At 50.4% G+C, this 22,583-nt stretch carries 24 protein-coding genes and 1 riboswitch; of the genes, 9 read left to right on the plus strand and 15 right to left on the minus strand.

Annotated features, from left to right (window positions below; genetic code table 11):
- Positions 1–2 precede the first annotated feature (2 nt).
- Both B5E53_RS04640 and spoIIIAA read right to left on the minus strand, forming a co-directional pair.
- Positions 3–515 (minus strand): stage III sporulation protein AB, encoded by a 513-nt coding sequence (locus B5E53_RS04640; RefSeq protein WP_087312884.1) that lies wholly within the window; start codon positions 513–515, stop codon positions 3–5.
- A complete protein-coding gene (gene spoIIIAA, locus B5E53_RS04645; RefSeq protein ID WP_087312885.1) occupies positions 512–1,474 on the minus strand; it encodes a stage III sporulation protein AA in 963 nt (320 codons plus the stop codon). Before spoIIIAA ends, B5E53_RS04640 begins: the two co-directional genes overlap by 4 nt.
- 176 nt (positions 1,475–1,650) lie before the next feature.
- Between spoIIIAA and B5E53_RS04650 the strand changes: the two genes are divergently transcribed.
- Positions 1,651–3,114, plus strand: a complete 1,464-nt coding sequence (locus tag B5E53_RS04650; protein ID WP_087312886.1) for an NAD(P)/FAD-dependent oxidoreductase — start codon at positions 1,651–1,653, stop codon at positions 3,112–3,114.
- Between the two features lie 108 nt (positions 3,115–3,222).
- Here B5E53_RS04650 and B5E53_RS04655 read toward each other — a convergent pair whose 3' ends face one another.
- From B5E53_RS04655 to B5E53_RS04665, 3 genes are read right to left on the minus strand one after another with little or no spacing between them, the layout of a single operon-like run.
- Positions 3,223–4,011 carry an ABC transporter permease gene (locus tag B5E53_RS04655; RefSeq protein WP_087312887.1) on the minus strand — a complete coding sequence of 263 codons (789 nt, stop codon included), beginning with the start codon at positions 4,009–4,011 and terminating at the stop codon, positions 3,223–3,225.
- Complete coding sequence (locus tag B5E53_RS04660; protein WP_087312888.1) at positions 4,008–4,757, minus strand: ABC transporter ATP-binding protein; 750 nt, start codon at positions 4,755–4,757, stop codon at positions 4,008–4,010. The genes B5E53_RS04655 and B5E53_RS04660 overlap by 4 nt, the downstream gene beginning before the upstream one ends.
- Positions 4,758–4,774: 17 nt before the next feature.
- Entirely contained in the window at positions 4,775–5,764 is a 990-nt protein-coding gene (locus B5E53_RS04665) for an aliphatic sulfonate ABC transporter substrate-binding protein (protein ID WP_087312889.1), read from the minus strand.
- A gap of 339 nt (positions 5,765–6,103) precedes the next feature.
- On the opposite strand from B5E53_RS04665, the gene B5E53_RS04670 reads away from it, so the two are divergent.
- Positions 6,104–7,138 (plus strand): LacI family DNA-binding transcriptional regulator, encoded by a 1,035-nt coding sequence (locus tag B5E53_RS04670; protein ID WP_087312890.1) that lies wholly within the window; start codon positions 6,104–6,106, stop codon positions 7,136–7,138.
- 6 nt (positions 7,139–7,144) lie between these two features.
- On the opposite strand, the gene B5E53_RS04675 is transcribed toward B5E53_RS04670, so the two are convergent.
- The gene (locus tag B5E53_RS04675) at positions 7,145–9,784 is read right to left on the minus strand and encodes an ABC transporter permease (RefSeq protein WP_242963512.1); all 2,640 of its coding nucleotides are present in this window, start codon (positions 9,782–9,784) and stop codon (positions 7,145–7,147) included.
- Positions 9,750–10,430 (minus strand): ABC transporter ATP-binding protein, encoded by a 681-nt coding sequence (locus B5E53_RS04680; RefSeq protein WP_087312892.1) that lies wholly within the window; start codon positions 10,428–10,430, stop codon positions 9,750–9,752. Before B5E53_RS04680 ends, B5E53_RS04675 begins: the two co-directional genes overlap by 35 nt.
- An 80-nt stretch (positions 10,431–10,510) precedes the next feature.
- Between B5E53_RS04680 and B5E53_RS04685 the strand changes: the two genes are divergently transcribed.
- A complete protein-coding gene (locus B5E53_RS04685; RefSeq protein ID WP_087312893.1) occupies positions 10,511–10,837 on the plus strand; it encodes a hypothetical protein in 327 nt (108 codons plus the stop codon).
- A gap of 32 nt (positions 10,838–10,869) precedes the next feature.
- Here B5E53_RS04685 and B5E53_RS04690 read toward each other — a convergent pair whose 3' ends face one another.
- The 7 genes from B5E53_RS04690 to B5E53_RS04720 all read right to left on the minus strand — a co-directional run bounded on the left by B5E53_RS04690 (position 10,870) and on the right by B5E53_RS04720 (position 16,420).
- Positions 10,870–11,574, minus strand: coding sequence for an ABC transporter permease (locus B5E53_RS04690; RefSeq protein WP_162611789.1), 705 nt, complete (start codon positions 11,572–11,574; stop codon positions 10,870–10,872).
- 1 nt (position 11,575) lies between these two features.
- On the minus strand, positions 11,576–12,493 hold the full coding sequence (locus B5E53_RS04695; protein WP_343215595.1) for an ABC transporter ATP-binding protein: 918 nt from the start codon (positions 12,491–12,493) through the stop codon (positions 11,576–11,578).
- A gap of 71 nt (positions 12,494–12,564) precedes the next feature.
- A complete protein-coding gene (locus tag B5E53_RS04700) occupies positions 12,565–13,575 on the minus strand; it encodes a HAMP domain-containing sensor histidine kinase (protein WP_087312895.1) in 1,011 nt (336 codons plus the stop codon).
- Entirely contained in the window at positions 13,576–14,286 is a 711-nt protein-coding gene (locus B5E53_RS04705; protein WP_242963513.1) for a response regulator transcription factor, read from the minus strand.
- Between the two features lie 103 nt (positions 14,287–14,389).
- Complete coding sequence (locus tag B5E53_RS04710; protein ID WP_087312896.1) at positions 14,390–15,250, minus strand: HAMP domain-containing sensor histidine kinase; 861 nt, start codon at positions 15,248–15,250, stop codon at positions 14,390–14,392.
- Positions 15,243–16,064 carry a response regulator transcription factor gene (locus B5E53_RS04715; protein ID WP_242963514.1) on the minus strand — a complete coding sequence of 274 codons (822 nt, stop codon included), beginning with the start codon at positions 16,062–16,064 and terminating at the stop codon, positions 15,243–15,245. The genes B5E53_RS04710 and B5E53_RS04715 overlap by 8 nt, the downstream gene beginning before the upstream one ends.
- 98 nt (positions 16,065–16,162) lie before the next feature.
- A complete protein-coding gene (locus B5E53_RS04720) occupies positions 16,163–16,420 on the minus strand; it encodes a heavy-metal-associated domain-containing protein (RefSeq protein WP_087313038.1) in 258 nt (85 codons plus the stop codon).
- Between the two features lie 209 nt (positions 16,421–16,629).
- Here B5E53_RS04720 and B5E53_RS04725 point away from each other — a divergent pair, with 209 nt between their 5' ends.
- Complete coding sequence (locus B5E53_RS04725; protein WP_087313039.1) at positions 16,630–17,472, plus strand: DUF368 domain-containing protein; 843 nt, start codon at positions 16,630–16,632, stop codon at positions 17,470–17,472.
- An 81-nt stretch (positions 17,473–17,553) separates the two neighbouring features.
- Here B5E53_RS04725 and B5E53_RS04730 read toward each other — a convergent pair whose 3' ends face one another.
- Positions 17,554–18,222 (minus strand): HAD family phosphatase, encoded by a 669-nt coding sequence (locus B5E53_RS04730; protein WP_087312897.1) that lies wholly within the window; start codon positions 18,220–18,222, stop codon positions 17,554–17,556.
- 245 nt (positions 18,223–18,467) lie between these two features.
- A riboswitch (TPP riboswitch) is annotated at positions 18,468–18,573 on the plus strand.
- Between the two features lie 185 nt (positions 18,574–18,758).
- On the opposite strand from B5E53_RS04730, the gene thiS reads away from it, so the two are divergent.
- The 5 genes from thiS (at position 18,759) to B5E53_RS04755 (ending at position 22,476) form a co-directional block, all read left to right on the plus strand.
- Positions 18,759–18,956, plus strand: coding sequence for a sulfur carrier protein ThiS (gene thiS / locus B5E53_RS04735; RefSeq protein ID WP_087312898.1), 198 nt, complete (start codon positions 18,759–18,761; stop codon positions 18,954–18,956).
- Between the two features lie 3 nt (positions 18,957–18,959).
- On the plus strand, positions 18,960–19,718 hold the full coding sequence (gene thiF, locus B5E53_RS04740; protein ID WP_087312899.1) for a sulfur carrier protein ThiS adenylyltransferase ThiF: 759 nt from the start codon (positions 18,960–18,962) through the stop codon (positions 19,716–19,718).
- Positions 19,719–19,738: 20 nt separating this feature from the next.
- Positions 19,739–20,509: a thiazole synthase gene (locus B5E53_RS04745; protein WP_087312900.1), complete on the plus strand. Its 771-nt coding sequence runs from the start codon at positions 19,739–19,741 to the stop codon at positions 20,507–20,509.
- A gap of 183 nt (positions 20,510–20,692) precedes the next feature.
- Positions 20,693–21,829 carry a 2-iminoacetate synthase ThiH gene (gene thiH, locus B5E53_RS04750; RefSeq protein WP_343215600.1) on the plus strand — a complete coding sequence of 379 codons (1,137 nt, stop codon included), beginning with the start codon at positions 20,693–20,695 and terminating at the stop codon, positions 21,827–21,829.
- On the plus strand, positions 21,826–22,476 hold the full coding sequence (locus B5E53_RS04755) for a thiamine phosphate synthase (protein ID WP_087312902.1): 651 nt from the start codon (positions 21,826–21,828) through the stop codon (positions 22,474–22,476). The genes thiH and B5E53_RS04755 overlap by 4 nt, the downstream gene beginning before the upstream one ends.
- Positions 22,477–22,583 lie beyond the last annotated feature (107 nt).

Genomic DNA, 22,583 nt, shown 5'->3' on the forward strand with positions numbered 1-22,583 from the left:
TCCTATATCAGAAAAATAACAATCAGTGCGCTCATGGACAGACACAGAGCCTGGTATACTTTCCTCTGGCTGTCCAGCTGTTTTTTCATGACACTCACGTGCTCCTCTATCTCCCGGGAAAGCTGTTCCGACGTGTCCTTATGAAATACCAGATCATCGGACAGCAGATTCCGCCCCGCACGAAGGAACAGGTACTGTTCCTCGTCGGTGAGATTCTCCGCCAGATGATGAGTCAGCAGCCGTTCAAATTCATCGGAAAAAGTAAAGTCCCCGCCCTCTCTCATCTCCTCCGACAAATCCGAGAAAAAATCTTTCCAGCAGGAGCTGGTGCGGCGGCTGATCTCCGCAAACAGTTCCGGCAGCGGGATCTTTGCGTTTCTGATTTCCGATTCCAGCAGGCGGAACAGATACTCTCCTTCTTCCAAAAGCTCCACGTGCCGCATGCCGGGCTCCGCCATCCGGCGGCTTAAAAGATAACCGGACACCAGCAAGAGAAAGGCTCCCAGCCACTTCATACAACTCCCCTCCAGACCCGGTTCTTCCGGGCATCCAGGATGTCGATGCGACGCTGTCCGGTTTTCTCCGCATGAATCTGAACATACCGTTCAAAGGGATATTTTTTCAGATAATCCCCCAGATACGGCCGTTCCAGAATGTCTTCCACATCTTTTCCATGAACGGTCATGAGCAGCCGGCAGCCGCAGTTTCGTATGTAGCGCAGCGCTTCAATGTCTCCCGAGTCGCCGATCTCATCGGCGGCGATGATCTGGGGCGCCATGGTGCGCAGCATCATCAGCATTCCGTCTGCCTTGGGACAGTGATCGAGAAGATCAGTCCGCTGTCCCAGATAGAAACCTTCATAGAGTCTTGTCCGATTTCCAATCTCGCTTCTTTCATCCACCACCGAGACATTCTGCCCCTCAAAGTAGTCCGTTCCGTCGGACAGCATGCGGATGATATCTCTCAGATACGTGGTCTTCCCTCCGCCCGGCGGTGAGATCAGGAGCGTATTGTAAAAACAGCCGTCTTCCGTCAGGTAAGGAAAAAATGCACGGCAGCAGCCGGTGATTTCTCTGGCAATCCGCACATTCATGGAAGAAATCTGCTGCATCTGCCGTCTGCCTTCCCCGTCATAGTACACTTTGCCGCAAAGGCCGATGCGGTGCCCGCCCTTTAAAGTGATAAATCCTTCCCGTACCTCCTCCTTATAGGCAAAGAGAGAATACTGGCTGACTTTCTGAAAAATGATACGGATATCTTCCGGGGTGACCACATAGGCTCCGGTGTCTTTACAGGACAGCTCGCCATCTTCCGTCAGATAATATTCCTGCCTGAGCGTCCGAACCATCAGGGGCAGATAGACCCGCAGACGGATTTCCGTTATATCCGGGCGGGATATCACCCTCTCCATCCGCTTTCTTATACTGTCGGAAAAAATGTGAAGGATTTCTCTGGAAAGTTCTGTTTTCTCCACTGGTCCTCCTCCTTCCTGCCTTCTTATGCTTTATATATATGAGACAACCCGGAAGATATGATTCGCAATTTTTTCCTTGTGGCAGAGAAGTTTCCGTAGTATAATCAAAATTAATAACGATTCCTGTTATTAGAAAATATGTAATAATGACAGACATAAAAAAGGAGGAGAATATTATGTATGACGTATTAATCATCGGCGCCGGCATCGTCGGCACAGCCATCGCCAGGAGACTGTCCCGCTATCAGCTTTCCGTCTGTCTCGTGGAGAAATCCAATGACGTGGCCATGGGTTCCACCAAGGCCAACAGCGCCATTGTCCACGGCGGATACGCTGAAGCCAACGCCAAGTTAAAAGGACGTCTGTGCTACAAAGGCCGGGTACAGTACGAGCAGCTTAACAAAGAGCTGAATTTCGGCTTCCGGAAGACCGGCAGTCTCGTCATCACCACCGATGAAAACGACCTGCCAAAACTTCAGGATATGATGGAAAACGGTAAAAAGAACGGTCTGACTGATCTGAAGATCTTAAATCACGATGAGATTCTCGCCCTGGAACCAAATATCAACCCGGACGTTTTATACGCGCTGTATTGTGAGGGCGCCGGCGTCTGTTCCCCGTATGAGATGGCCATCGCCATGGCGGAAAATGCCATTCACAACGGCGTGGAACTGTTTTTGTTCTCTGAAGTGGTGGGAATTGATAAGGAAGAAGACCATTTCGTGGTCCACATGACCAACCGGGATTTCAAAGCCCGCTATGTCATCAATGCCGCCGGTCTTTATTCCGATAAGATCGACCAGATGGTCAATGAGAAGACCTTTGACATCCGCCCGCGTTCCGGCGAATACATCTTGTTCGCCCCGGGTACCGGAAAGGCTTTGAACACCGTTGTGTTCCAGATGCCTTCCAAGATGGGAAAGGGCATCCTGGTGACCAGCACTTATCACGGCAATCTTCTTCTTGGACCAGACGCCATCGATGAGGACGGCGCCGTGGACAGAAGCACCCATGTGGAACGACTCTATAAGATTTACAAAGAAGGCCTTCTCACCACCGACAAGATGGATATCGAGACCTTCATCCGAAGCTTCACGGGCATCCGCGCCGTGGCCAGCACCGACGACTTCATCGTGGGCGCCACCGCCACACCTGGTTTCTTAAACGCTGCCGGCATCCAGTCTCCGGGTCTCACTTCCTCCCCGGCCATCGCTGATATGATCACGGAGGAACTGGCCGCTCAGGGTCTGGTCCTCGAGGAAGATCCTTCCTACGATCCGTACCGGGCGCCGATCATAGAGCGGAAAGAAGAAATGCGTCCGTACTCCGAGATCGCACCACTTCTGGATATCCCGTCCTGTCCGGAAAAGATCATCTGCCGCTGCGAACAGGTGGAAGAAAAAACCATCGTAGACTGCCTGCACCGGGGCATTCCGGTTCTCTCGGTGGACGGCGTCAAGAGAAGAACCCGTGCCTCCATGGGCTACTGCCAGGGCGATTTCTGCCGGCCGCGGATCAAGGCCATCATGGAGCGGGAATACGGCGTTCCTATCGACATCCGCACCGACATCCAGAAAGAAGGCGCCAAACGGGTGACCAGAGAAGAATTCCTGGCCTACTGCCGGGAGCAGGAAAAATAGGGAAAGATTGATTATATTCAACGAATTTCATATAGCTGACTGACGAGAAAAATCTCCTGCCGGAGCCATCACATGGTCATCCGACAGGAGATTTTATTCTGTCTGTATTCAGCTCTCCAGCCCCCGCCTGCGAAGCACCCGCTTCTCCACGGTGCGGAAAATCGCCTGGTCGATGAAGATACCCACCAGCACGATAACGACCATGACCAGCATGACCTGATTGATATCGGCCAGGTTCCGGCCGGTGATCAGCGTCTGACCCAGTCCGATGGATGTGGTCATGACCTCACCGCTCATCAACGCTCTCCACGCGAAGGACCAGCCCTGTTTCATGCCGGCGATGAGTTCCGGCAGGGCGGCCGGGAAGACAACTTTCCAGTAAACCTGTTTCTGGTTTGCGCCCATGGTCAGCGCAGCCTTTTTATAAATCGGCGGCACATTGTTGATGGCGTTATCCACGGCGATGGCAATGCTGAAAGCGGAGCCCATCACAACGACGAAGATGATGGCCGTCTGGGACAGGCCAAACCAGAGGATGGAAAACGGCACCCAGCAGATACTCGGCAGGGTCTGTATACCCATGATGAGTGGCCGGAGATTCCGGTGAAGGAACCCAAAATGATTCATCAGAATTCCGAGGATGCCTCCCAGCACCAGGGAAATCACATATCCGACGGCTCCCCGCAAAAGACTGTATCCGATGGCGGACAACAGACTGCCGTTTTCCATCAGTTTAAGAAAACTTTCCCAGACGCCGGCCGGTGACGGCATGGCGTAGGATTTCCAGATGGATAATCCGTCCACGCCCATCAGGTAAATAACCTGCCACAAAACGACGATAGCTGCCAGAAAGATGATTTCCTGTATGACTGCTGCTTTTTTGCTTCTCTTTTTCATGCCTTCTCATCCTCCTCCTGTATTTCATCGAGAATCCTGTGGCGGTATTCGATAAATTTGTCATCATAAACGTGTCTCGGACGTTCCAGTTCCACATCGACGATATTGCGGATGCAGCCTTTCGTGGCGGACATCACCGCAATCCGGTCACCTAAAAAGACCGCCTCTTCCACGCTGTGGGTAATAAAAAAGATTGTCTTCTTTGTCTGCATCCAGATATCCTGCAGTTCTTTTCTCAGACGGTTGGACGTCTGTTTATCCAGGGCAGAAAACGGCTCATCCATCAAAAGAATCTCAGAATCCATGGTAAAGGCCCTCGCCAGGGCCACTCGCTGGCGCATACCGCCGGAAAGCTGGTGGATGGCGTACTCTCTGTAATCATTGAGCTGCATCATTTCCAGATATTTATCGGCCCGTTTCTCCTGTTCCTCCTTCGGCACTCCGGTCATCTCCATGCCAAACTTCACATTCTGGATCACATTGAGCCACGGAAACAGCGCATGTTCCTGAAACATGACCGTGCGGTCAGCTCCCGGTCCTGTGACCGGTTTTCCGTTTAAAAGGATCTCTCCGGATGTCGGCTTTTCCAGCCCGGCAATGAGGTTCAGAAGGGTACTTTTTCCGCAGCCGCTCCGTCCGACCACGCAGAGGAATTCCCCCTGTTTTATCTCCAGATCCACATTTTTCAATGTGGCCTGATTGGTATCATCAAAGGTCTTGCTTACATTTTTTAAAACTAATGACATAAGATTTTCCTTTCTGCTTATTCCACAGTGACGATCAGGTTATCTCCCGGCAGTTCATCGATGAATTTCTGTTCCAGAGACACCTGCGCGAAATCATCCATGGCGTCCTGATTGATGTCCGTGGACACGATAATCTTCTGGAAAGCACTGTTAAGCACATCCAGTTCCAGGGACTTGCCTGTGGCCGTATTGATCTCATCGTTGATGGTCTGGGCCGCCGTATTCACATCTGCGTTGATGGCTTCCGTGGCCGCCTCATGCTGTGCCAGGAACTCGTTGACAATGTCCGGATGTTCTTCCATAAATTCATTTCTTACCACCACAACAGCCACCGGATAATTGCCGTCCATGTAAAGCTCGTTGTAATCAAGGACGATCTCTGCACCGTTCTGCACCAGCTGAGATCCCCAAGGCTCCGGCACCACCGCCGCGTCAATGTTTCCCTGATCCATCAGATTCTGCACATCGGCGTTTTCCACGGCGGTCACTGTGACCGTTCCGCCATCTTCCACAGTAGATAATCCGTTATCAGATAACAGTTTCAGCAGGCACAGATGCTGGGTGTTTCCAATCTGCGGCACAGCCACCGTCTTGCCATCCAGGTCTGCCACGGACTGGATATCGGAACCCGGCGCTTTCACCAGCTCCGCTCCCGCCTGGGTGGACCCGGAAATTACAGATACATCGCCTTCAGAATTCACATTGGCGCTGATGGCCGGCACCGGACCGATATATCCGATATCGATATCGCCGGAAAACAGCGCTTCCACCTCGGCCGGACCTGCGTTGAAGGCCGTCCAGGATACGGTAGTATCATCGCCAAACGCTTCCTCCAGCGTTCCGTTGGCCTTCATATATAACGCCTGGGCGTGGGTCACATTGTTAAAATATCCGATATTGACATCGTTATCTCCGCTGCCGCTTCCACCGCCGCAGCCTGCCAGTCCGGTCATAGCCGCGATCACTCCCGCTGCTGCAATCATTTTCTTTAATCCTTTTATTCTCATATTGACCTCCGTTTTCTTATTCTTTAAAATTTTTTGATGCCCTACTATTCATGATGTTAAGCTTCATGAATTTTTTGATTTTTCTTCATCATGTAGTTTGCATCATTTTTCTTTCCTGATACCTGAACATATGCGCTTCATTTGCTCCCGCATTATCTGCGCTCCCGTATCTTACTTATATCTTATGAAAAAATACTTTTTCTCACAACCAGCTTTTTTGAAAACGTTTTCTCATTTTTTCCGTTGAATTTATGGGGTTTTTCCTGTATACTGAAAAAAGATGAAACACGTTTCATCTTTAATAACACATTTTTAAGAAAACGTTTTCAGGAGGTTCTTATGTCTTTAAAAGAAATCGCCCGACGTGCGGGTACGTCCGTTTCCACGGTTTCCCGTGTATTAAACAGTGAAAATTATAAATGTTCTGACCCGGAGCTGGAAAAAAGAATCTGGCAGGCCGCTCAGGAACTTTGCTACATTCCCAATTCCGCCGCCAGGGCTTTACAGAAAGGAGAAAATGGTAACCAAACAGCAGAAGAAAAAGCCTGTCTTTTTGATATTTTCCTTACCCGCTTTCCTTCTCTGGACCAGGATCTGTTCTTCCGGGAGCTTTATGATGCTCTGAAAAAAGAACTTTTAAAACAGCGCTGTCTTCTGGGCCGTTTTCTGACCGTCCCGGATATCACCACCATGATGCAGGCATCCACACCTTTTTCAGAGGATGGTTCCCGCGCCGACGGTCTGATTCTTCTGGGCAAATGTCCTTCGGAGCTGATTTCTCCGCTGAAAAACTACTATCATCATCTGGTGGGCATCGACCGGAACCCAACGGACTTTGATTATGACGAGGTGGTGTGCAGCGGCACGGACGCCGCCGTCACCGCCATGGATTATCTCATCTCCCTGGGGCACAAAAAAATCGCCTACATAGGAGACTGCTCCTATGAGGCGAGGTATATCGGTTATTATCAATCTTTGATCAATCACAATCTGCCGCTGGATTACTCCAACATCTATCCCACCAGCCAGACCAGGCAGGAGGGCATGCAGATGATGCAGGTGATTCTGCAGAAAAAGGAGCTGCCGTCCGCCATCTTCTGCGCCAACGACAGCACCGCCCTGGGCGTCTTTGACTGCCTGAAGACCCACCGTAAGAAGGGATATATTCCGTCCGTCATCTCCATCGACAACATTCAGGGATCCCAGGAGACAAAACCCATGCTCACCACCATTGACATCCCGAAAAAGGAAATGGCCCACCACGCGGTTCTCCTCCTCCTGGACCAGGTCCGCGGCGGTCACAAAGATGCGGTGCGCATGGAGCTGCCCTGCCGGCTCATCGTCCGGGAGAGCTGCTCCTGGTGCGCCGGGTAAAACATTTTATCCGTTGAACCGCCGCAGCCGTTCCACCACGCTCTCCCGTTTGAAGAACCGGAAAGCCGCCGCCGGAACTAACGCTCCCAAAATAAGGAGAACCGGGAATGTAATCGCCATCGGCCAGATGACAAAGTGATATTTCAGGAACCACATGCCTCCGGAGAGCACCCGCAGCGCCGTGAGGGAAAACAGGGTGCCGAATACCAGGGAAAATCCGATGGTGGCAATGGCGTAGTACAGACCTTCCATGATGAGCATCCGGCGAAGCTGCCGTTTGGTCATACCGATGGCTTCCAGCATGGCAAACTCGCCCTGTCTGGTCACAATGCCCGTGAGGATGGAATTGACGAAATTCAAAATACCGATAATCCCGATCACCAGAGACAGAACACCGCCGATCAGGGTAAACAGACCGATCATTCCGTCAAACTGTTCCAGCCAGTACCCTTTGGATTCAAAGTCCATGGTCGGTTCCACCTGGGAGGTATACGCTTCCAGCTCATCGGCAATCGCTGCTTCCTTATCGTCTTCCGCATTAAAAGAGAAGCACATCAGATACTTATCTGACTCCATCTCTTTAAATACTTTGGAAGGTACATAATAGAAAAACGGCGTCATAAAACTACGGTTGGTCAGGGCATAACTGTTATCTTTGATGAGAGCCAGCACTTCAAATTCTCTGGTCCGTCCATCGGCGCAGGTGAGCGTCACCTTGTCGCCCGGCTGGTGGACAATGGTGTCTTCTTCCACTTTCCCATAATCATCCGTTCCCACACTGGCAAGAATATATTTTCCGGTATTCATCTTTTCTTTCAGCACTTCCGGATCAGACTCCCCTTTGTACACCTCGATGATGGAGTAGAAAAAGTCGTCTATACCATAGAAAGATACCAGCCAGTTATCGTCGTCAAAGGAGTTCAGTTCCATGACTTCTCCCCCGAACTCCTCGCCCGGCTCGCCGTCTGCCGTCCTTGGAAAATAATCCGGCGCTTCCCAGGAATCTTTGCGCAGACCAAAATTCTGCGTCATATAAATCCGTCCGCCATCCTGATAACCGTCCAGGGACTGACAGTACTCCACGAAAGACTCCGTCAGATTTTCCTCATCAATGGTGTCATCTGATGCGCCGTTATATCCTGCCATAACGTTAAAATAATTGGCGTTGGCCACCTGAAAATCCGTGGCAATAAATCGTTTCAGATACGTATCCAGGTCAAAGGAGTGGGTCACGGTAAATACACTGTTCAAAAGAACAATGGCAAGAGACAGGGAAAAAATGACCAGAACCGTCCGCTTTTTATTCCTTCCCAGATTGGAAAGGGCCATCTTCGGCAGCTTGCCGCCGTCGGTGGATTTCTTGCCTTTTTTCTTTCCCCCGGCGTTGTCCGCATAACGTACCGCCTCCACAGGAGAGACTTTTGCCGCGATCCGGGCCGGTTTTCCGGTGGATATCCATACGGTAATGAGAGTAAATACCGCGGAACCGACGAAAATCAGCGGGTGGATGGACACAGTCACATCATTACCCACATAAGATGTCATGGCCATCACTCTCGGCATCATGGCTCTTCCGATGAGATAGCCGAAAACCAGTCCTGCCGGAATTCCCATGATTCCAAGGAAAAGCGCCTGCCGCCGGATAATTTTCTTAATCTGACGCCCCGTGGCTCCGATGGTTTTCAGCAGCCCATAGTACTGGATGTCCCGGATCACGGATATCTGGAAAATGTTATAAATGATCAGATATCCCGTCAGGATGATCAGGAGCAGTCCGCCTGCCACAGCTCCCATCGTAAACGGATCTGACTCGGTGCTGCCGGACACATAGGCCCAGTTTACATTGCTTGCCACATAATCCGGACTGGACTCGTCCGTGGAATATCCGGCATTTTCTATCACCTTATCTAATTTTTTCTGGATAGAAAAAGAATTGGAAAACATCACATCCATGCGGATGACTCCCGTCGGGGAATAATCTTCGTCATAAGTGTAGACCAATTCATCGGCATGAGCGCTTAAATAAGCATCGGACACAATGGCAAATCCCACGTCAAGAGCCGGGTCGGCCTTGATGACGCCGGACACCGTAAAGGTACGCTCCGTCACATTTTCATCAGACGATTTGATTCTTAATTGCAGCGTCACCTGCTGTCCGGCTTCCGGCGAAAGCCCCAGCAGATCCATGGATACATCATCCATGAGAATCTCATCGGCTGCTTCCGGCGCCCGTCCGTCAATGATATCAATAAAACAGTGCGGATAATGATACTGCGGGTAATACCAGATCTCCATATGCCGTTTAAGGAACTCCTCATTTTCCACACGGTCCGCCATAAGCATACAATCTGCCGACTCCACGATGGACGGATCTTTGCTCAGCTTCTCGTACTGCTCTTTGGTAAGATTCTTAATGACGCCGTGACAGTCACTGCCCGACTGGCGCATGGTCGCCCGCTGAAAATTCTCCACTGTACCGATGCCCAGTGTAAACAACGTGGTAAACAACATGGCCGTAAGGGCGATGGCCAGCACCGCAATGATATTTCTTGTCCGGGACGCCCGGAAGCTCCGGTCCGCCAGCCGCCGGATCACCTTCTTATTCTTCACCTTACGCATCCCGCTCACCACCTTTGATCTTTCCATCCTCAATACGGACAATCCTGTCAGCCAGCTGCGCGATCTCCTCATTGTGCGTGATCATCACGATGGTCTGCCCGAACTTTTCTCCGGTCACCTTTAAAAGACTCAGCACATCCTGACTAGTCCGTGAATCCAGATTTCCCGTCGGCTCATCGCAGAGCAATATCGCCGGCTTCGTCGCCAGCGCCCTGGCGATGGCCACCCGCTGCTGCTGTCCGCCGGAAAGCTGGTTAGGCATACTGTGAAGCCGGTCTTTAAGGCCCAGCACCTCCGCCACCTGATTCACATACTCCGTATCCACCTCGTTGCCGTCCAGCTCGATGGGCAGAACGATATTCTCGTAGACATTTAATACCGGCACCAGATTATAACTCTGGAACACAAAACCGATCTTCCGCCGCCGGAAAATACACAGCGCATCCTCCTTTAGTCCGGAAATGTCCTTCCCATCCACAAAGACACTGCCCTCTGTGGGATAATCCAGTCCTCCTAACATATGAAGCAGCGTGGATTTTCCGCTGCCGCTGGTACCTACAATGGCCACGAATTCCCCTCTGTCCACACTGAGATTTACCCCATCCAGCGCCTTCACAAGACTTTCTCCATTTCCATAATATTTCTTTAAATCCTTCGTCTGCAATACCTTCATTATCAATCGCCTCCCTGTTTGCTTCATATTGTTATTCTATCATTTCATTCTTTCCACAATCTTTCCGGAATCTAACATATGTGAAAGAATTGGGGACGCTCTCTTTCCTTCTTTTGAGAAAACTCAAAATTTTCCATGTTTTATATTTTATTCTTTCAAAAGATAATTGTAGAGGAACTGCTGACTTTTCTAACAGCGATGTTGATTTGCATGAAATCTGTGAACGCGCTTATGAAGAGTTTCACAGAATAAGCTATCAACTTCAAATATCTAATCAATGCCTCGTTGATTTAAGACTGGATCTCAACATCTTTAAGGACGATGTCTCTAAAGAATTCCATTCCCTGAACGATAAGATGGACACCGTGATCGAAGTCCTGCGTGAAAAGGAACTGCTGCCGCGGTAAACACGGCAGCAAAGTCTGCTTATTCTGCACATCTACTGCAGTATGGCGACCTTTTTCTGAAAGGTCACATATGTGGCGATTGCCGTGACAGCCGCTGCCATGGCAATCTGCCCGATGCTTTCATGCATGACGGAATCTCTGGTAAGCATCAGCTGGCGCAGGAAAAATACAACCAAAGCGCTTATGATAGCGGATGGCACTGATTTTTTTATCATACCGATGATAAATGGCCACAGAGATAAGATGGCGCAGGTCAGAATACTGCTTCCCGCTGAGATCAGCCAGAGGGCCGGAAAAGATGGAAGAAATGTATCTTCCAACATGTCAAAGGCAGCATCGGCCCCCACGAGCCAGCCGCAGCAGCACAGATAACCCAGCGCCATGGCAGCCGCTGTGAACAAGATGATGATCATAAGTTTTGCTGCAATGAGCCGTTTCTTGTTCAGCGGACAGGTAAATAAGATCATGATGGTTCTGTTATTGTATTCTCCGATGACAAAGGAAGACGTCTGTACCGATGCATATACGAGAAAGAGCAGCGGCAGCAGGATTTCCGTCACCTGAAACATGGACATAAAACTATCTCTTGTCTGTTCCGGGTCTGTCATACTGTCCACCATAGAAACGGTCAGAAACAACAGACAAAACAGATATAAAAATATGGTGATTAATATATTTCTTTTCAGATTGAATTTCCGAAACTCCAGACGGAGCAGATGAGTCATTGTGTTTTCCATCTCAGTCCTCTCCTCTCGTATACGCAAAAAAATAATCTTCCAGGGTACTCTGCTTTCGGACAAGTTCTTCCAGTCCGATTCCATGATTCACGAGCATTGCCGCAATCTCCCTGGGGGAAAGCTCCGGGTCAAAAATCTGAATCCTGTTTTCCTGGAGTATTTTCATCCCGGATATCTGCTTCTCTTTTTCCAGCAGAGCGGCCGCCCGGCTCACATCATCCACTTTGATTTCCAGGTAATCCGACCGGTATGCATGAATTTCATCCATGGAAATTTCTTTCCGCAATATTCCGCCGGATAATATGCCGATTGTATCCGCCATTTGTTCCACTTCCGCTAAAATGTGGCTGGAAATAAAGATGGTGACACCTTCTTCCCGGCTGAGTCTCTGAAACAGCTGGCGCATCTCGCGGATCCCTTCCGGATCCAGAGCATTGATGGGTTCATCCAGAATCAGGAGCTGTGGACGGGTAAGAATGACCCTGCCGATGGCCAGCCTCTGTTTCATTCCCAGTGAATACTGGGAAACTGGTTTGTTTTCCACATGATGAAGCCGCACTTCTTCCAGAACTTCTCCAATACGTTCCCGGTTATGATACCCTATGTAATCGCAGTACATTTCAAGATTTTGCCGCGCCGTCATCTTTTCATAAAAATATGGATTCTCAATAATCGAACCCATACGTTTCAGACATTCATAGCTGCTATCTGTGAGTTTTTCCCCGAAGAGAAAAATCTCCCCGCTGTCCGGAGCAATGAGATTCAGCAGCATTTTCATTATGGTGCTTTTCCCTGCTCCATTGGGCCCCACACATCCGTAGATTTCTCCCTGTTTTACATGAAGGCTGACCGACTTCACCGCTGTCTTTTTCTTATAAGATTTTGTCAGATGATTTGTCCTGATCACATCATTCATCATCAAGACCTCCTTTCGCAAAACAGTATACAAAACGGACTTCTCTTTTTTGTGCCAAAATTCTCACTTTTTTCTCACTTTTCCGGGCAGGCGTTAAAAACCAGCCGGAACACCGCTCCCCGGCCTTTTTTGCTGTGAACAAAAAGGTCTGCCTGCATCTGCCCGGCCAGGTTCCGGGCGATGGAAAGACCGAGACCGCTGCCGCGCCCCTTTGTATAAGTTCTTAAAAATATTCTCTCCTGATCTTCCACGGGGATGCCTTCTCCATGGTCTTCCACCTCTATCTGAACGTTTTCTTCATTCTGGCTGAGACGAACGGCAAGATATTGGCCGCTGTCACCATATTTCACCGCATTATCCAGCAAATTTTTGAGAATCCTCGTCACCGCCTCCCCGTCAGCCATCACATGACAGGGCTCTTCCGGTATCTCTATGTCAACGTGAAACTGCTTTTCTTCCAGCAGATTGTAGTAATCCAGCAACACTTCATGACAAACCCGCACGAGGTTTATTTTTTGAATGTGGAAAATGCTGTCGCCGGATTCCAGCTTGGACAGCGTAAAAAAATCTTCCATGAGCGACGCCATTTCATCGGCTTTCTGATAAATCTTCTCCGCCATCTCTGAGAGATTCCCGGGGGACGCCTTTTCCGTCAGATGTTCCTGCCGGGTTCCTTTTTCCCGGATCTCATTCTGCGGAATTCCTCCTCCCTGAATTTCTCCTCGCCGGGTTTCTTTTTGCAGCATCTCACTGTAACCTTTCAGCACGGTGAGCGGCGTCCGCAGATCGTGAGAGACGTTTGTCAGCACCTGCTGCATGGATCTTCGGGTGCGGTCATAGTCTGTTTTTTGCCGATAGTATTTCTCCAGCATCCGGTTTACCTCCGCCGCCATGCTCTTTATGGCCGGATTGTCAGAGGGGACAAGGATATAGCCTCCCTCTCTGCCCTGACGTACCTGCCTGAGCCGTTCATCGAGATACAGAAGCTCCCGGTGAAGATGCAGATATTTTCTTCTTTCCCACAGATACAAAGAAAAAAGGCAGAGGGACACAAACATCCATCCTGCCATCATCCAGATATTCATTTATTCTTCCTCCATCTTATAGCCGATTCCCCAGAGTGTCTTGATGTAAGTCTTGTCCGGGTTCCGCGGATCTCTGAGTTTGGCACGGAGCCGGTTCATGTGGGAATTCACCACATTTTCTTCCCCATAATAAGGCTCCTTCCATATCTGTTCGTAAAGGCTTTCCTTGGAAAAGGCCCGTCCCGGATTGGACGCCAGCAGCGAGAGAATATCAAACTCAGTTCTGGTCAGATTCAGGGAACGCCCACTCTGTGTGACTGTACGTTTTGACACATTTATCTTCAAATCTTTATAGGTCAGAACCTCTTCTTCCTGACCGCTCTTATCATACTGCAGTGCCCGCCGGAGATTTGCCCGGATCCTAGCCGTCAGCTCAATGAGAGAAAAAGGCTTGACCACATAGTCATCGGCCCCCAGATTCAGTCCCATTACCTTGTCGGTATCATCATCTTTGGCCGTGATGATTATAATGGGAAGACTGCTTTCCTTCCGGATCGCTTTGATCACTTCCATTCCGCTCATGTCCGGCAGCATCAGATCCACCAGCGCCAGGACGTATCTTTCACCGTCAAAAGAAGAAAGGGCGGAATCTCCGTCGTGAAACATCTCCACCTGAAAAGATTCCCCCAGCAGATAATTTTGTATCATCGCACCGATCGCCGGATCGTCTTCCACCAGGAAGATTCTCTGCCGGATGCTGTTATTCATCATCTCTCACTCCTCCCATGAAGGAAATCGCTTCCCTTTATGTAAATCTATTTCTTTTATGCAAATTAATTTCCCTTATGCAGATACATCACAAATTTTGTGCGAATCAATTTCCCTTATGCAGATACAGCAGAAATTCCGAACCATTTCCCGGCCGGGATTTTACCTTAACATATCCATTTTCTTTCTTTAGGATCTCCCTCGTCAGATAAAGACCGATGCCCACGCCTTCTTCCTGGCTCACCTCCACCGCCCGGTAGAATCTGCCAAAGATTTTAGGGATTTCTTCTTCCCGGATCCCGATGCCGGTATCTTTCACGCCGATTGCCAGATACATTTCATATTCCGTGACAGAAAGGACCACTACGCCGCCATTGGGAGAATATTTCACCGCATTATCCACCACATTTCCAAGGGCCTCTTTTGTCCATTTAAAATCAAAAGAAGCCTCCGCGTTTCCCATATACTCATTCCGCAAATGTACTCCTTTTTTCTCTGCTTTCATGGCGGCCTCTTCCAGCACCTCCGAGAGCAGCGGTGCGATTTTCTGCCGCTCCGGGCGCACTGTCACGATATTACTCTCCAGCCGGGACATTTTTGTAAGAGACTGGATGAGGAACTCCAGCTTCTCCGTCTGGCGGATGAGTTCTTTTGTCATGACGAGCGCCTCCTCCTGCCGGAACATGTTCTCTTCCTTGTGGATCAGTTCTTCCAGCAGGGAAGCGTACAGCCGGATATTGGTCATGGGCGTCTTCGTCTGATGAGAAATGTCAGAAACCAGGCTTTTTACATTTTCTTTTTCCCGGGTCAGCGCATCCTTTGACAGCGAGGACGCCACCAGAAACCGCTTCCATTTGGTCTCCAGCCGGGAAAGTTTCGTCTCATCATAGTCACTTTCCCGAAAATCACCGGTCAACGCCGCGTCAAGCATTTTGTCCAGACGATCAATGGTTCTGTTTTCAAACATGGGAACTTCCCTGCCCTTCTTCTTTTTTCTTCCACATATATCCCTGACCATAAATGGTCTGAATATAAGATACCCTGTCCCTTTTATCTTCAAGCTTTCGGCGGAGACGGTTCACCGTCACAGACAACGCATTCTCATCCACATACTCCCCGCTGTCTCCCCAGAGCCGGTCAAAAAGCAGATTTCTGGTGAGAAGCCTGCCGGGATTCTCCACAAAAAGCCGCAGCAATTTCTGTTCATTGACGCTTAAAGAGATTTCTCTGTCATTCTTAAAATATTCCAGCCGGTCAAAATCAAACCGGAAAGAATCTTCCTCAAATACGACCTTCTCCGGCACGGCACCTTCAAAAGTGCCATTTCCGCTTCCCTGGCCGGCTGTGCCATTCCGGGAAGCGGAACCGTCGTTCTTTTGGGAACAGGCGTTCAGACTGCTTTGTCCGGCATCGGCCTTTCGGACGGCGATACGTTTCCTGAACAGTGTGATCCGCGCCCGGAGCACCGCCAGACTAAAAGGCTTCGCCATATAGTCATCCGCTCCCAGCGTCAGCCCCATAACCTCATCCGTTTCCATATCATTGGCCGTGAGGATCAGAACGAGGGCATCCGACCGCTCTTTTACCCAGCAAAGATAGTCATAGCCGCTGCCGTCGGGGAGATTAATGTCAAGAATCACGATATTCGCCGCCTCTTTTGAAAAGTCCTCCCGGGCCTGCAAAAGGCAGGCGCTCTGTACAAAAGCAAGCCCCGTCTCCTGCAAAGCCAGGCGGATACCGTCACTCAAAGCCCTGTCATCCTCCACAATCTGAATCCGCATGTCATTTTCCTCCTGTTTTTCCATCCTGCCCGTTATTCTTATCCACTATAGCACATTTTCCACGGTCTTCACAAGGACGGAGTTTCCGGATTCCATCGTTATCTCCTGCCCCGGCCAAACCATCCTTTTTTCTCATACGGACCCGCTTCAAAAGACAGTACACGGTACCCGGTCTCCCCGATGACATCCCGGAGCTTTTGTTCATCCGGGACCTGCTCTGCCAATATGACCGTCTCCCCCTTGCTGTGGGAAGAAGTCACCTTTTTTACCGGAAATGTTTTGCGGATTACGTCGTTTATGTGGCTCTCGCACATACCGCATGCCATACCGTCAATTTTCAATGTTATTTTCTGCATCATTGTTACCTCTTTTCTCAAACTCAACTATTGGTTGCACACTTCTTATTATAGATAGTTGTATCTAACTTTTCAACAGCAATCCGTAAATTTCTGTAAAAGATGACCCCTGGCGCTTGCCTTGCCATGGCAGGTGTGGTATATTGAGACGTATTGCGGGCGTTATGACCGCATATACTCATATCAATGGAAGAAAGGACAGATTTTTTATGAAAGATAAGCACCCAGGCATCCTGCACCTGATTCTCCGGGTACTTCAGGGTATTCTCATCGGTGTGGGCGCTGTGCTGCCAGGCATTTCCGGCGGCGTTCTCTGTGTTGTTTTTGGTATTTATAAACCGGTCATGGAGCTTCTGGGAAGCCCGTTTAAAAGATTTAAAACCCATGTTCCCATGCTGCTTCCGGTTATCATAGGCGGAGTGGTCGGTTTCCTCGGCGTGGCGAAGATTCTGGCATTTTTCCTGGAAAAATATCCGGATCCGTCCGTGTGTCTGTTCATCGGACTGATCACCGGCATGCTGCCTTCTCTGTTCCGGGAAGCCGGCGAACAGGGCCGTCCGAAAAACTGCTGGATTCCTCTGGTGATTGCCTTTGTCATCATCATGGCACTGTTAATCTCCCTGAATCTGTTTTCCGTGACCATCGCTCCAAACTTTGGATGGTACATTTTCTGTGGTTTCTGCCTGGCACTGAGCGTCATCGCTCCGGGTATGAGTTTCTCTACCCTGTTGATGCCCCTCGGACTCTATACTCCGTTTGTGGACGGACTGGGCAGCCTGGAAATCGGCGTTTTGATTCCGGCCGGCATTGGCGCCGTGGTGACTGTCATCTGCCTGGCACGGGCTGTGGATGCGCTGTTTGACCATTTTTATCCTTACGCCTTCCACGCCATCATCGGTATTGTCATCGCAGCTACCATCATGATCATCCCGGTGAAGAGCTTCACTGTATCGGCAGGCTCTGCCATCATCAATATCATCTGTATCGTGGTGGGGATCGTGGCCGCACTGGCGCTGGACGCTTTTAACTCACGGATTCCGGTGGAAGATTAAAAAAGAGTGAATGTTTCCAGACATCCAAAGAGACCTTTTTGTTTCTTTGGATGCATCCGTACATTCACTCTTTTTTCGTTCTTATACCTGTTCTTCTGCAAGGCGTTCCTTCAGATATTCTTTTACTTCCAGCAAGGAAGGAAGTATACAGCAGGCCAGCTCCCGCATCTCCTCATCCGGCTGTTTGATGTCCGGCACCATGATGCAGGAAAGTCCTGCTCTTGTGGCGGAACGCACGCCGTTAAAGGAATCTTCCACGGCGCAGGCATTCTCCGGTTCCACCTGCAGGCACTCGCAGGCTTTCAGATAAATATCCGGCTCCGGCTTGCTCCTCCTGATCATATCGCCGCAGACGATGGCGTCAAAATAGGACAGCAGACCGGCTTCCTCAATCTCTCTCCGGACTGTCCTCTCCTTTGAGGAAGTGGCAAGAGCAATCTTCAATCCACGCTCTCTCAAAAAGGTCAGCAGCGCATCCACGCCCGCTTTCTTTGGAAGCTGTCCGCCATCTGCCTTCTCATGGAACAGGCCGGCCATCTCCCTCTCATAAGTATCATAAGGAAAATCTTCTCCGTAAACCTCCAGAAACTTTGCCCTGGTCTGTACATCGTTGGTGCCGAGGCAAATGCAGCAGACATCCTCCACACCGGTAAACCCTTTCTCACCGGCAACCTTCTTCCAGCATTCAATCACAAGACGTTCTGAATCAAAGATTACTCCGTCCATATCAAAAACAACTGCCTGAATCATAGAATCCTCCCTGAAATAAATGTATCTTGATCACACTGCATCTCCTTTGGTACAGGGACGCATTTCCCTGCTTCCGGTCCACAGTGTTCGCGCCTATCATATCGTGTTTTTGAAGAAAATACAAGGATTTCAGGAACAATACTTTCCTATTTGTCCGCCTTAACGAAGAGACAGCTTCCGGAACCACATAAAAAACATACACTTTCCCTTGACATTTTCTTAAAATGCTTTTATATTAGAAAACGTAAATAAATATGGGGAGCTTGTAGACAGGCTGAGAGGAAGTTGCGAACTTCGACCCGGGAACCTGATTTGGATAATGCCAACGTAGGAAAAGAACGACAATTACGGGAGACGGCAGATGCCATCTCCCGATTTCTTTTTTCATCAGGGAATTTACACAATACAATACAGGAAAACGTGTGATTGAACGAGATACTTTTGGTTCATGAAGGGGTGCACCACCGCGGGTGTATTCTTTCGTGAACCTTTTTTCTTTGTTCTGAGGATCACACACCCCGGAAAGGAGGCATCTTATGATACGGGTCAACGGACAGGAAGAAGTCCTGGAAGAAAAACTGACCATTGAGGATTACATTTCCCGGCATGGTTACCGTACCAACCGCATTGCCGTGGAAAAAAACGGAACCATCGTGCCCAAAAGAAATTATGCGGACACCTTGCTCGAAGATGGAGATCAGATTGAGATTGTAAGTTTTGTGGGAGGAGGATGATTTATGAGGACGGAGCAATATAAACAGCAAGACCGGAAGACGGCCATTCCAGGGCAGCGGCCGGACAATCCAGCGGCAATCCCCACCCGGGAAGAACTTCAGCAGGCCCTCATCCGCCGCCATACCGGGACCGTGCAGCATCGCCTCGCAAAGGCGCGGGTTGCCGTGGCAGGACTGGGCGGTCTTGGCTCCAACATCGCCGTCTCCCTTGCCCGCATCGGCGTGGGCCATCTGCATCTCATTGACTTTGACCGGGTGGATATCACAAACCTGAACCGGCAGCAATATTTTATTCATCAGATCGATATGGCCAAAACCGAAGCCCTGTCGGAGATTCTTCTCGCCATCAATCCTTACCTGACGATTCAAAAGGATGCTGTGCGAATCACTAAAGAAAATGTACCGGCACTCTTCCAGAATGACACTTATATCTGCGAGGCCTTTGACGTGCCGGAAAATAAAGCTATGCTGGCTGAAGCGGTGCTGGAACATTTTCCGGAAAAATACCTCATTGCCGCCAGCGGTATGGCTGGCTATGGGAACAGTAACGCAATCCGTACAAGAAAAATCTCTTCGCATTTTTATCTCTGTGGGGATGAAACTTCGGAAGTCTGCGAGGGCCGCGGTCTGATGGCACCCCGGGTGGCGCTCTGCGCAGCTCACCAGGCGAACCTGGCGGTGGAGCTGATCCTGAAACAGGCAGAAACGAAGGAGCGGCCATCCTGCGGAAGCTTCCCTTCTGCCAGAAAACGTGAAGAATAATAAAAAGAAAGGACAAAACAATGAAAAACGATACATGGAAATTAGGAAACCACGAATTTACATCCAGATTTATCCTGGGCTCCGGCAAATATTCTCTGGAGCTCATCAAAGCCGCTGTGGAAGAAGCCGGCGCGCAGATCGTGACCATGGCTCTGCGCCGCGCCAATGAAGGCGGTCTTGCCAATATCCTGGACTACATACCGGAGGGAGTCACTCTTCTTCCGAATACTTCCGGCGCCAGAAACGCCGATGAGGCCGTCCGCATCGCCCGGCTGGCCAGAGAAGTCTGCGGCAGTGATTTCATCAAAATCGAGATCATGCGGGATACCAAATATCTCCTGCCGGATAATTATGAGACGATCAAGGCTACGGAAATTCTCGCCAAAGAAGGCTTCATCGTCATGCCTTATATGTACCCGGACTTAAACATGGCAAGGGATATGGCAAAAGCCGGCGCCGCCTGTATCATGCCGCTGGGCGCGCCGATCGGTTCTAATAAAGGTCTGTGTACCAGGGAATTCATTCAGATCCTCATCGACGAAATTGATCTGCCGATCATCGTGGACGCGGGTATCGGCCGTCCGTCCCAGGCCTGCGAAGCCATGGAAATGGGCGCTGCGGCGGTCATGGCCAACACAGCCATCGCCACCGCCGGTGACGTAAAACTGATGGCCGGCGCCATGAAAAAAGCCGTGGAGGCCGGAAGAGCCGCTTATCTGGCCGGCATGGGAAATGTACGGGCCAAAGGAGCCAGCGCTTCTTCCCCTCTCATCGGCTATCTGAGAGACTGATGTCTCTGCATCCGGTACGGGAGGAAATAAACTCCGAAACCGTAGCCTATTTCCTCCGGAAGATTTCCAGAAGTTATTTTCAAAAGTGAAAAGGAGCAAAAAATGAACACAAAATCTCATATCAACGAAAGTATTTTAAGCGATGAAATCCGCGAACATCAGAAAGAAAACCGCATCGACCACATGACCTATCTGCCGGATATGGAAGACATCGGTTCCGACGTGATGGACCAGGTAATTTCCGCCATGAACGCCTACAACTACGATACTTACACTGAAAATGACGTGCGCCGCGCCCTCGCCCATGACAACCGTTCCCTGGAAGACTTCAAGGCGCTGCTGTCCCCGGCGGCGCTGCCTTTGCTGGAAGACATCGCCCAGGCAGCCCAGGCAGAAACCCGGAAACATTTCGGCAATTCCGTCTGTATGTTTACTCCGGCCTACATCGCCAACTATTGCGAAAATTACTGCATTTACTGTGGATTTAACCGTCACAATCACATTAAACGGGCGCAGCTCAATGAAGAGGAGATTGAGAAGGAGTTTGCCGCCATCGCCAAAACGGGACTGCAGGAAATCCTCATCCTGACCGGTGAGAGCCGGAAGCGTTCCACTGTGGAATATATCGGCCGGGCCTGCCAAATCGCCCGGAAATATTTCCGGGTGGTCGGTCTGGAAGTTTACCCGATGAACTCTGACGAATATGCCCATCTGCATCAGTGCGGAGCAGACTACGTCACCGTCTTTCAGGAAACCTACAACTCTGACAAATACGAAACTCTCCATCTGGCCGGTCACAAACGAATCTTTCCGTACCGGTTCAATGCCCAGGAGCGGGCTTTGATGGGAGGCATGCGGGGCGTGGGCTTTGCCGCTCTCCTGGGTCTTGATGATTTCCGGAAAGACGCTTTCGCCACCGGTATGCACGCCTGGCTTCTCCAGAAAAAATATCCTCACGCGGAGATTGCCTTCTCCTGCCCGCGGTTGCGGCCTATCATCAACAACGACAAGATCAATCCTATGGATGTACATGAAGCACAGCTTCTGCAGATTGTCTGCGCCTACCGGCTGTTCATGCCTTTCGCCAGCATCACCATCTCCAGCCGGGAATGCGCCAGAGTGCGGGACAACCTGGTGAACATCGCCGCCACCAAGATCTCTGCCGGCGTCAGCACCGGCATCGGCGAACACGGCGAGGAAGTGGAGGATAAGGGCGATGAACAGTTTGAAATCTCTGACGGCCGCTCTGTTCAGGAAGTCTACGACGCCCTGGTGGCCGAACACCTGCAGCCGGTCATGGCGGAGTACATTTACGTATGAGCGCCCCTCATACCTTACAGCCGGAAAACTCCGTCACTATCGCCGTTACGAACCGCGCCCTCTCCGCCCGCCCTTATGAAGAACAGATTACCCGCATCTGCCGCTTTCACCCGGCGGCGGTGATCGTGCGGGAAAAAGATCTGCCGGAAGAAGAATACGCCCGCTTGGCCGGAAAGGTGCTGGCCATCTGCCGTCAATACGGCGTGCGCTGCATTTACCACACCTACCCGGAAGCCGCCCGGGCCGCCGGCGTCAAAGATATTCATCTGCCGCTCCCCATTCTGCGGCAGTATGCCGGCGGGGCAGATCCGCAACCGGCGGATTCCCTCCGGCCAGATATTCCCGGCGGGGCAAGGACGCCCCTCTCCTTTTTCACTGCCGTCGGCACTTCCGTCCATTCCAGGGCGGAAGCTGAGGAGGCGCTGCGGCTGGGCGCCACCTATCTGACGGCGGGACACATTTACAGCACCGACTGCAAAAAAGGCGTTCCGCCCCGGGGACTTTCCTTCTTAAAAGAAATCTGCCGGATGTCCCCGGTGCCGGTTTACGCCATCGGCGGCATCCATCTGGGCACCAGGCAGCTTGCCGAAGTACTTTCCTGCGGGGCCGCTGGCGGGTGCATCATGTCGGAGATGATGCGGATATAGCAGGATTTTCACTTGCGTCTTTCTTCCTGGCATAGTAAGATAGGATTATATAAATAAGACTATAATTATAGAAAGAACAATTTATCCCCGGCCAAGATGCGCCAGGG

Origin of the sequence: Eubacterium sp. An11, from assembly GCF_002161065.1 — a bacterium.
In the GTDB taxonomy this organism is placed as follows: domain Bacteria; phylum Bacillota; class Clostridia; order Lachnospirales; family Lachnospiraceae; genus Anaerobutyricum; species Anaerobutyricum faecale.

Bases quoted from the DNA above. Each gene is read 5' to 3' on its own strand.
- B5E53_RS04695 (WP_343215595.1), bottom strand. From the start codon at position 12,493: ATGATGAATGATGTGATCAGGACAAATCATCTGACAAAATCTTATAAG.
- B5E53_RS04640 (WP_087312884.1), bottom strand. From the start codon at position 515: ATGAAGTGGCTGGGAGCCTTTCTCTTGCTGGTGTCCGGTTATCTTTTA.
- B5E53_RS04690 (WP_162611789.1), bottom strand. From the start codon at position 11,574: ATGGAAAACACAATGACTCATCTGCTCCGTCTGGAGTTTCGGAAATTC.
- B5E53_RS04675 (WP_242963512.1), bottom strand. From the start codon at position 9,784: ATGGAAAGATCAAAGGTGGTGAGCGGGATGCGTAAGGTGAAGAATAAG.
- B5E53_RS04710 (WP_087312896.1), bottom strand. From the start codon at position 15,250: ATGTTTGAAAACAGAACCATTGATCGTCTGGACAAAATGCTTGACGCG.
- B5E53_RS04715 (WP_242963514.1), bottom strand. From the start codon at position 16,064: ATGCGGATTCAGATTGTGGAGGATGACAGGGCTTTGAGTGACGGTATC.
- thiH (WP_343215600.1), top strand. From the start codon at position 20,693: ATGACCTATCTGCCGGATATGGAAGACATCGGTTCCGACGTGATGGAC.
- B5E53_RS04665 (WP_087312889.1), bottom strand. From the start codon at position 5,764: ATGAGAATAAAAGGATTAAAGAAAATGATTGCAGCAGCGGGAGTGATC.
- B5E53_RS04680 (WP_087312892.1), bottom strand. From the start codon at position 10,430: ATGAAGGTATTGCAGACGAAGGATTTAAAGAAATATTATGGAAATGGA.
- B5E53_RS04705 (WP_242963513.1), bottom strand. From the start codon at position 14,286: ATGATGAATAACAGCATCCGGCAGAGAATCTTCCTGGTGGAAGACGAT.
- B5E53_RS04670 (WP_087312890.1), top strand. From the start codon at position 6,104: ATGTCTTTAAAAGAAATCGCCCGACGTGCGGGTACGTCCGTTTCCACG.
- B5E53_RS04655 (WP_087312887.1), bottom strand. From the start codon at position 4,011: ATGAAAAAGAGAAGCAAAAAAGCAGCAGTCATACAGGAAATCATCTTT.
- B5E53_RS04730 (WP_087312897.1), bottom strand. From the start codon at position 18,222: ATGATTCAGGCAGTTGTTTTTGATATGGACGGAGTAATCTTTGATTCA.
- thiS (WP_087312898.1), top strand. From the start codon at position 18,759: ATGATACGGGTCAACGGACAGGAAGAAGTCCTGGAAGAAAAACTGACC.
- B5E53_RS04755 (WP_087312902.1), top strand. From the start codon at position 21,826: ATGAGCGCCCCTCATACCTTACAGCCGGAAAACTCCGTCACTATCGCC.
- thiF (WP_087312899.1), top strand. From the start codon at position 18,960: ATGAGGACGGAGCAATATAAACAGCAAGACCGGAAGACGGCCATTCCA.
- B5E53_RS04650 (WP_087312886.1), top strand. From the start codon at position 1,651: ATGTATGACGTATTAATCATCGGCGCCGGCATCGTCGGCACAGCCATC.
- B5E53_RS04720 (WP_087313038.1), bottom strand. From the start codon at position 16,420: ATGCAGAAAATAACATTGAAAATTGACGGTATGGCATGCGGTATGTGC.
- B5E53_RS04745 (WP_087312900.1), top strand. From the start codon at position 19,739: ATGAAAAACGATACATGGAAATTAGGAAACCACGAATTTACATCCAGA.
- B5E53_RS04725 (WP_087313039.1), top strand. From the start codon at position 16,630: ATGAAAGATAAGCACCCAGGCATCCTGCACCTGATTCTCCGGGTACTT.
- B5E53_RS04700 (WP_087312895.1), bottom strand. From the start codon at position 13,575: ATGAATATCTGGATGATGGCAGGATGGATGTTTGTGTCCCTCTGCCTT.
- B5E53_RS04660 (WP_087312888.1), bottom strand. From the start codon at position 4,757: ATGTCATTAGTTTTAAAAAATGTAAGCAAGACCTTTGATGATACCAAT.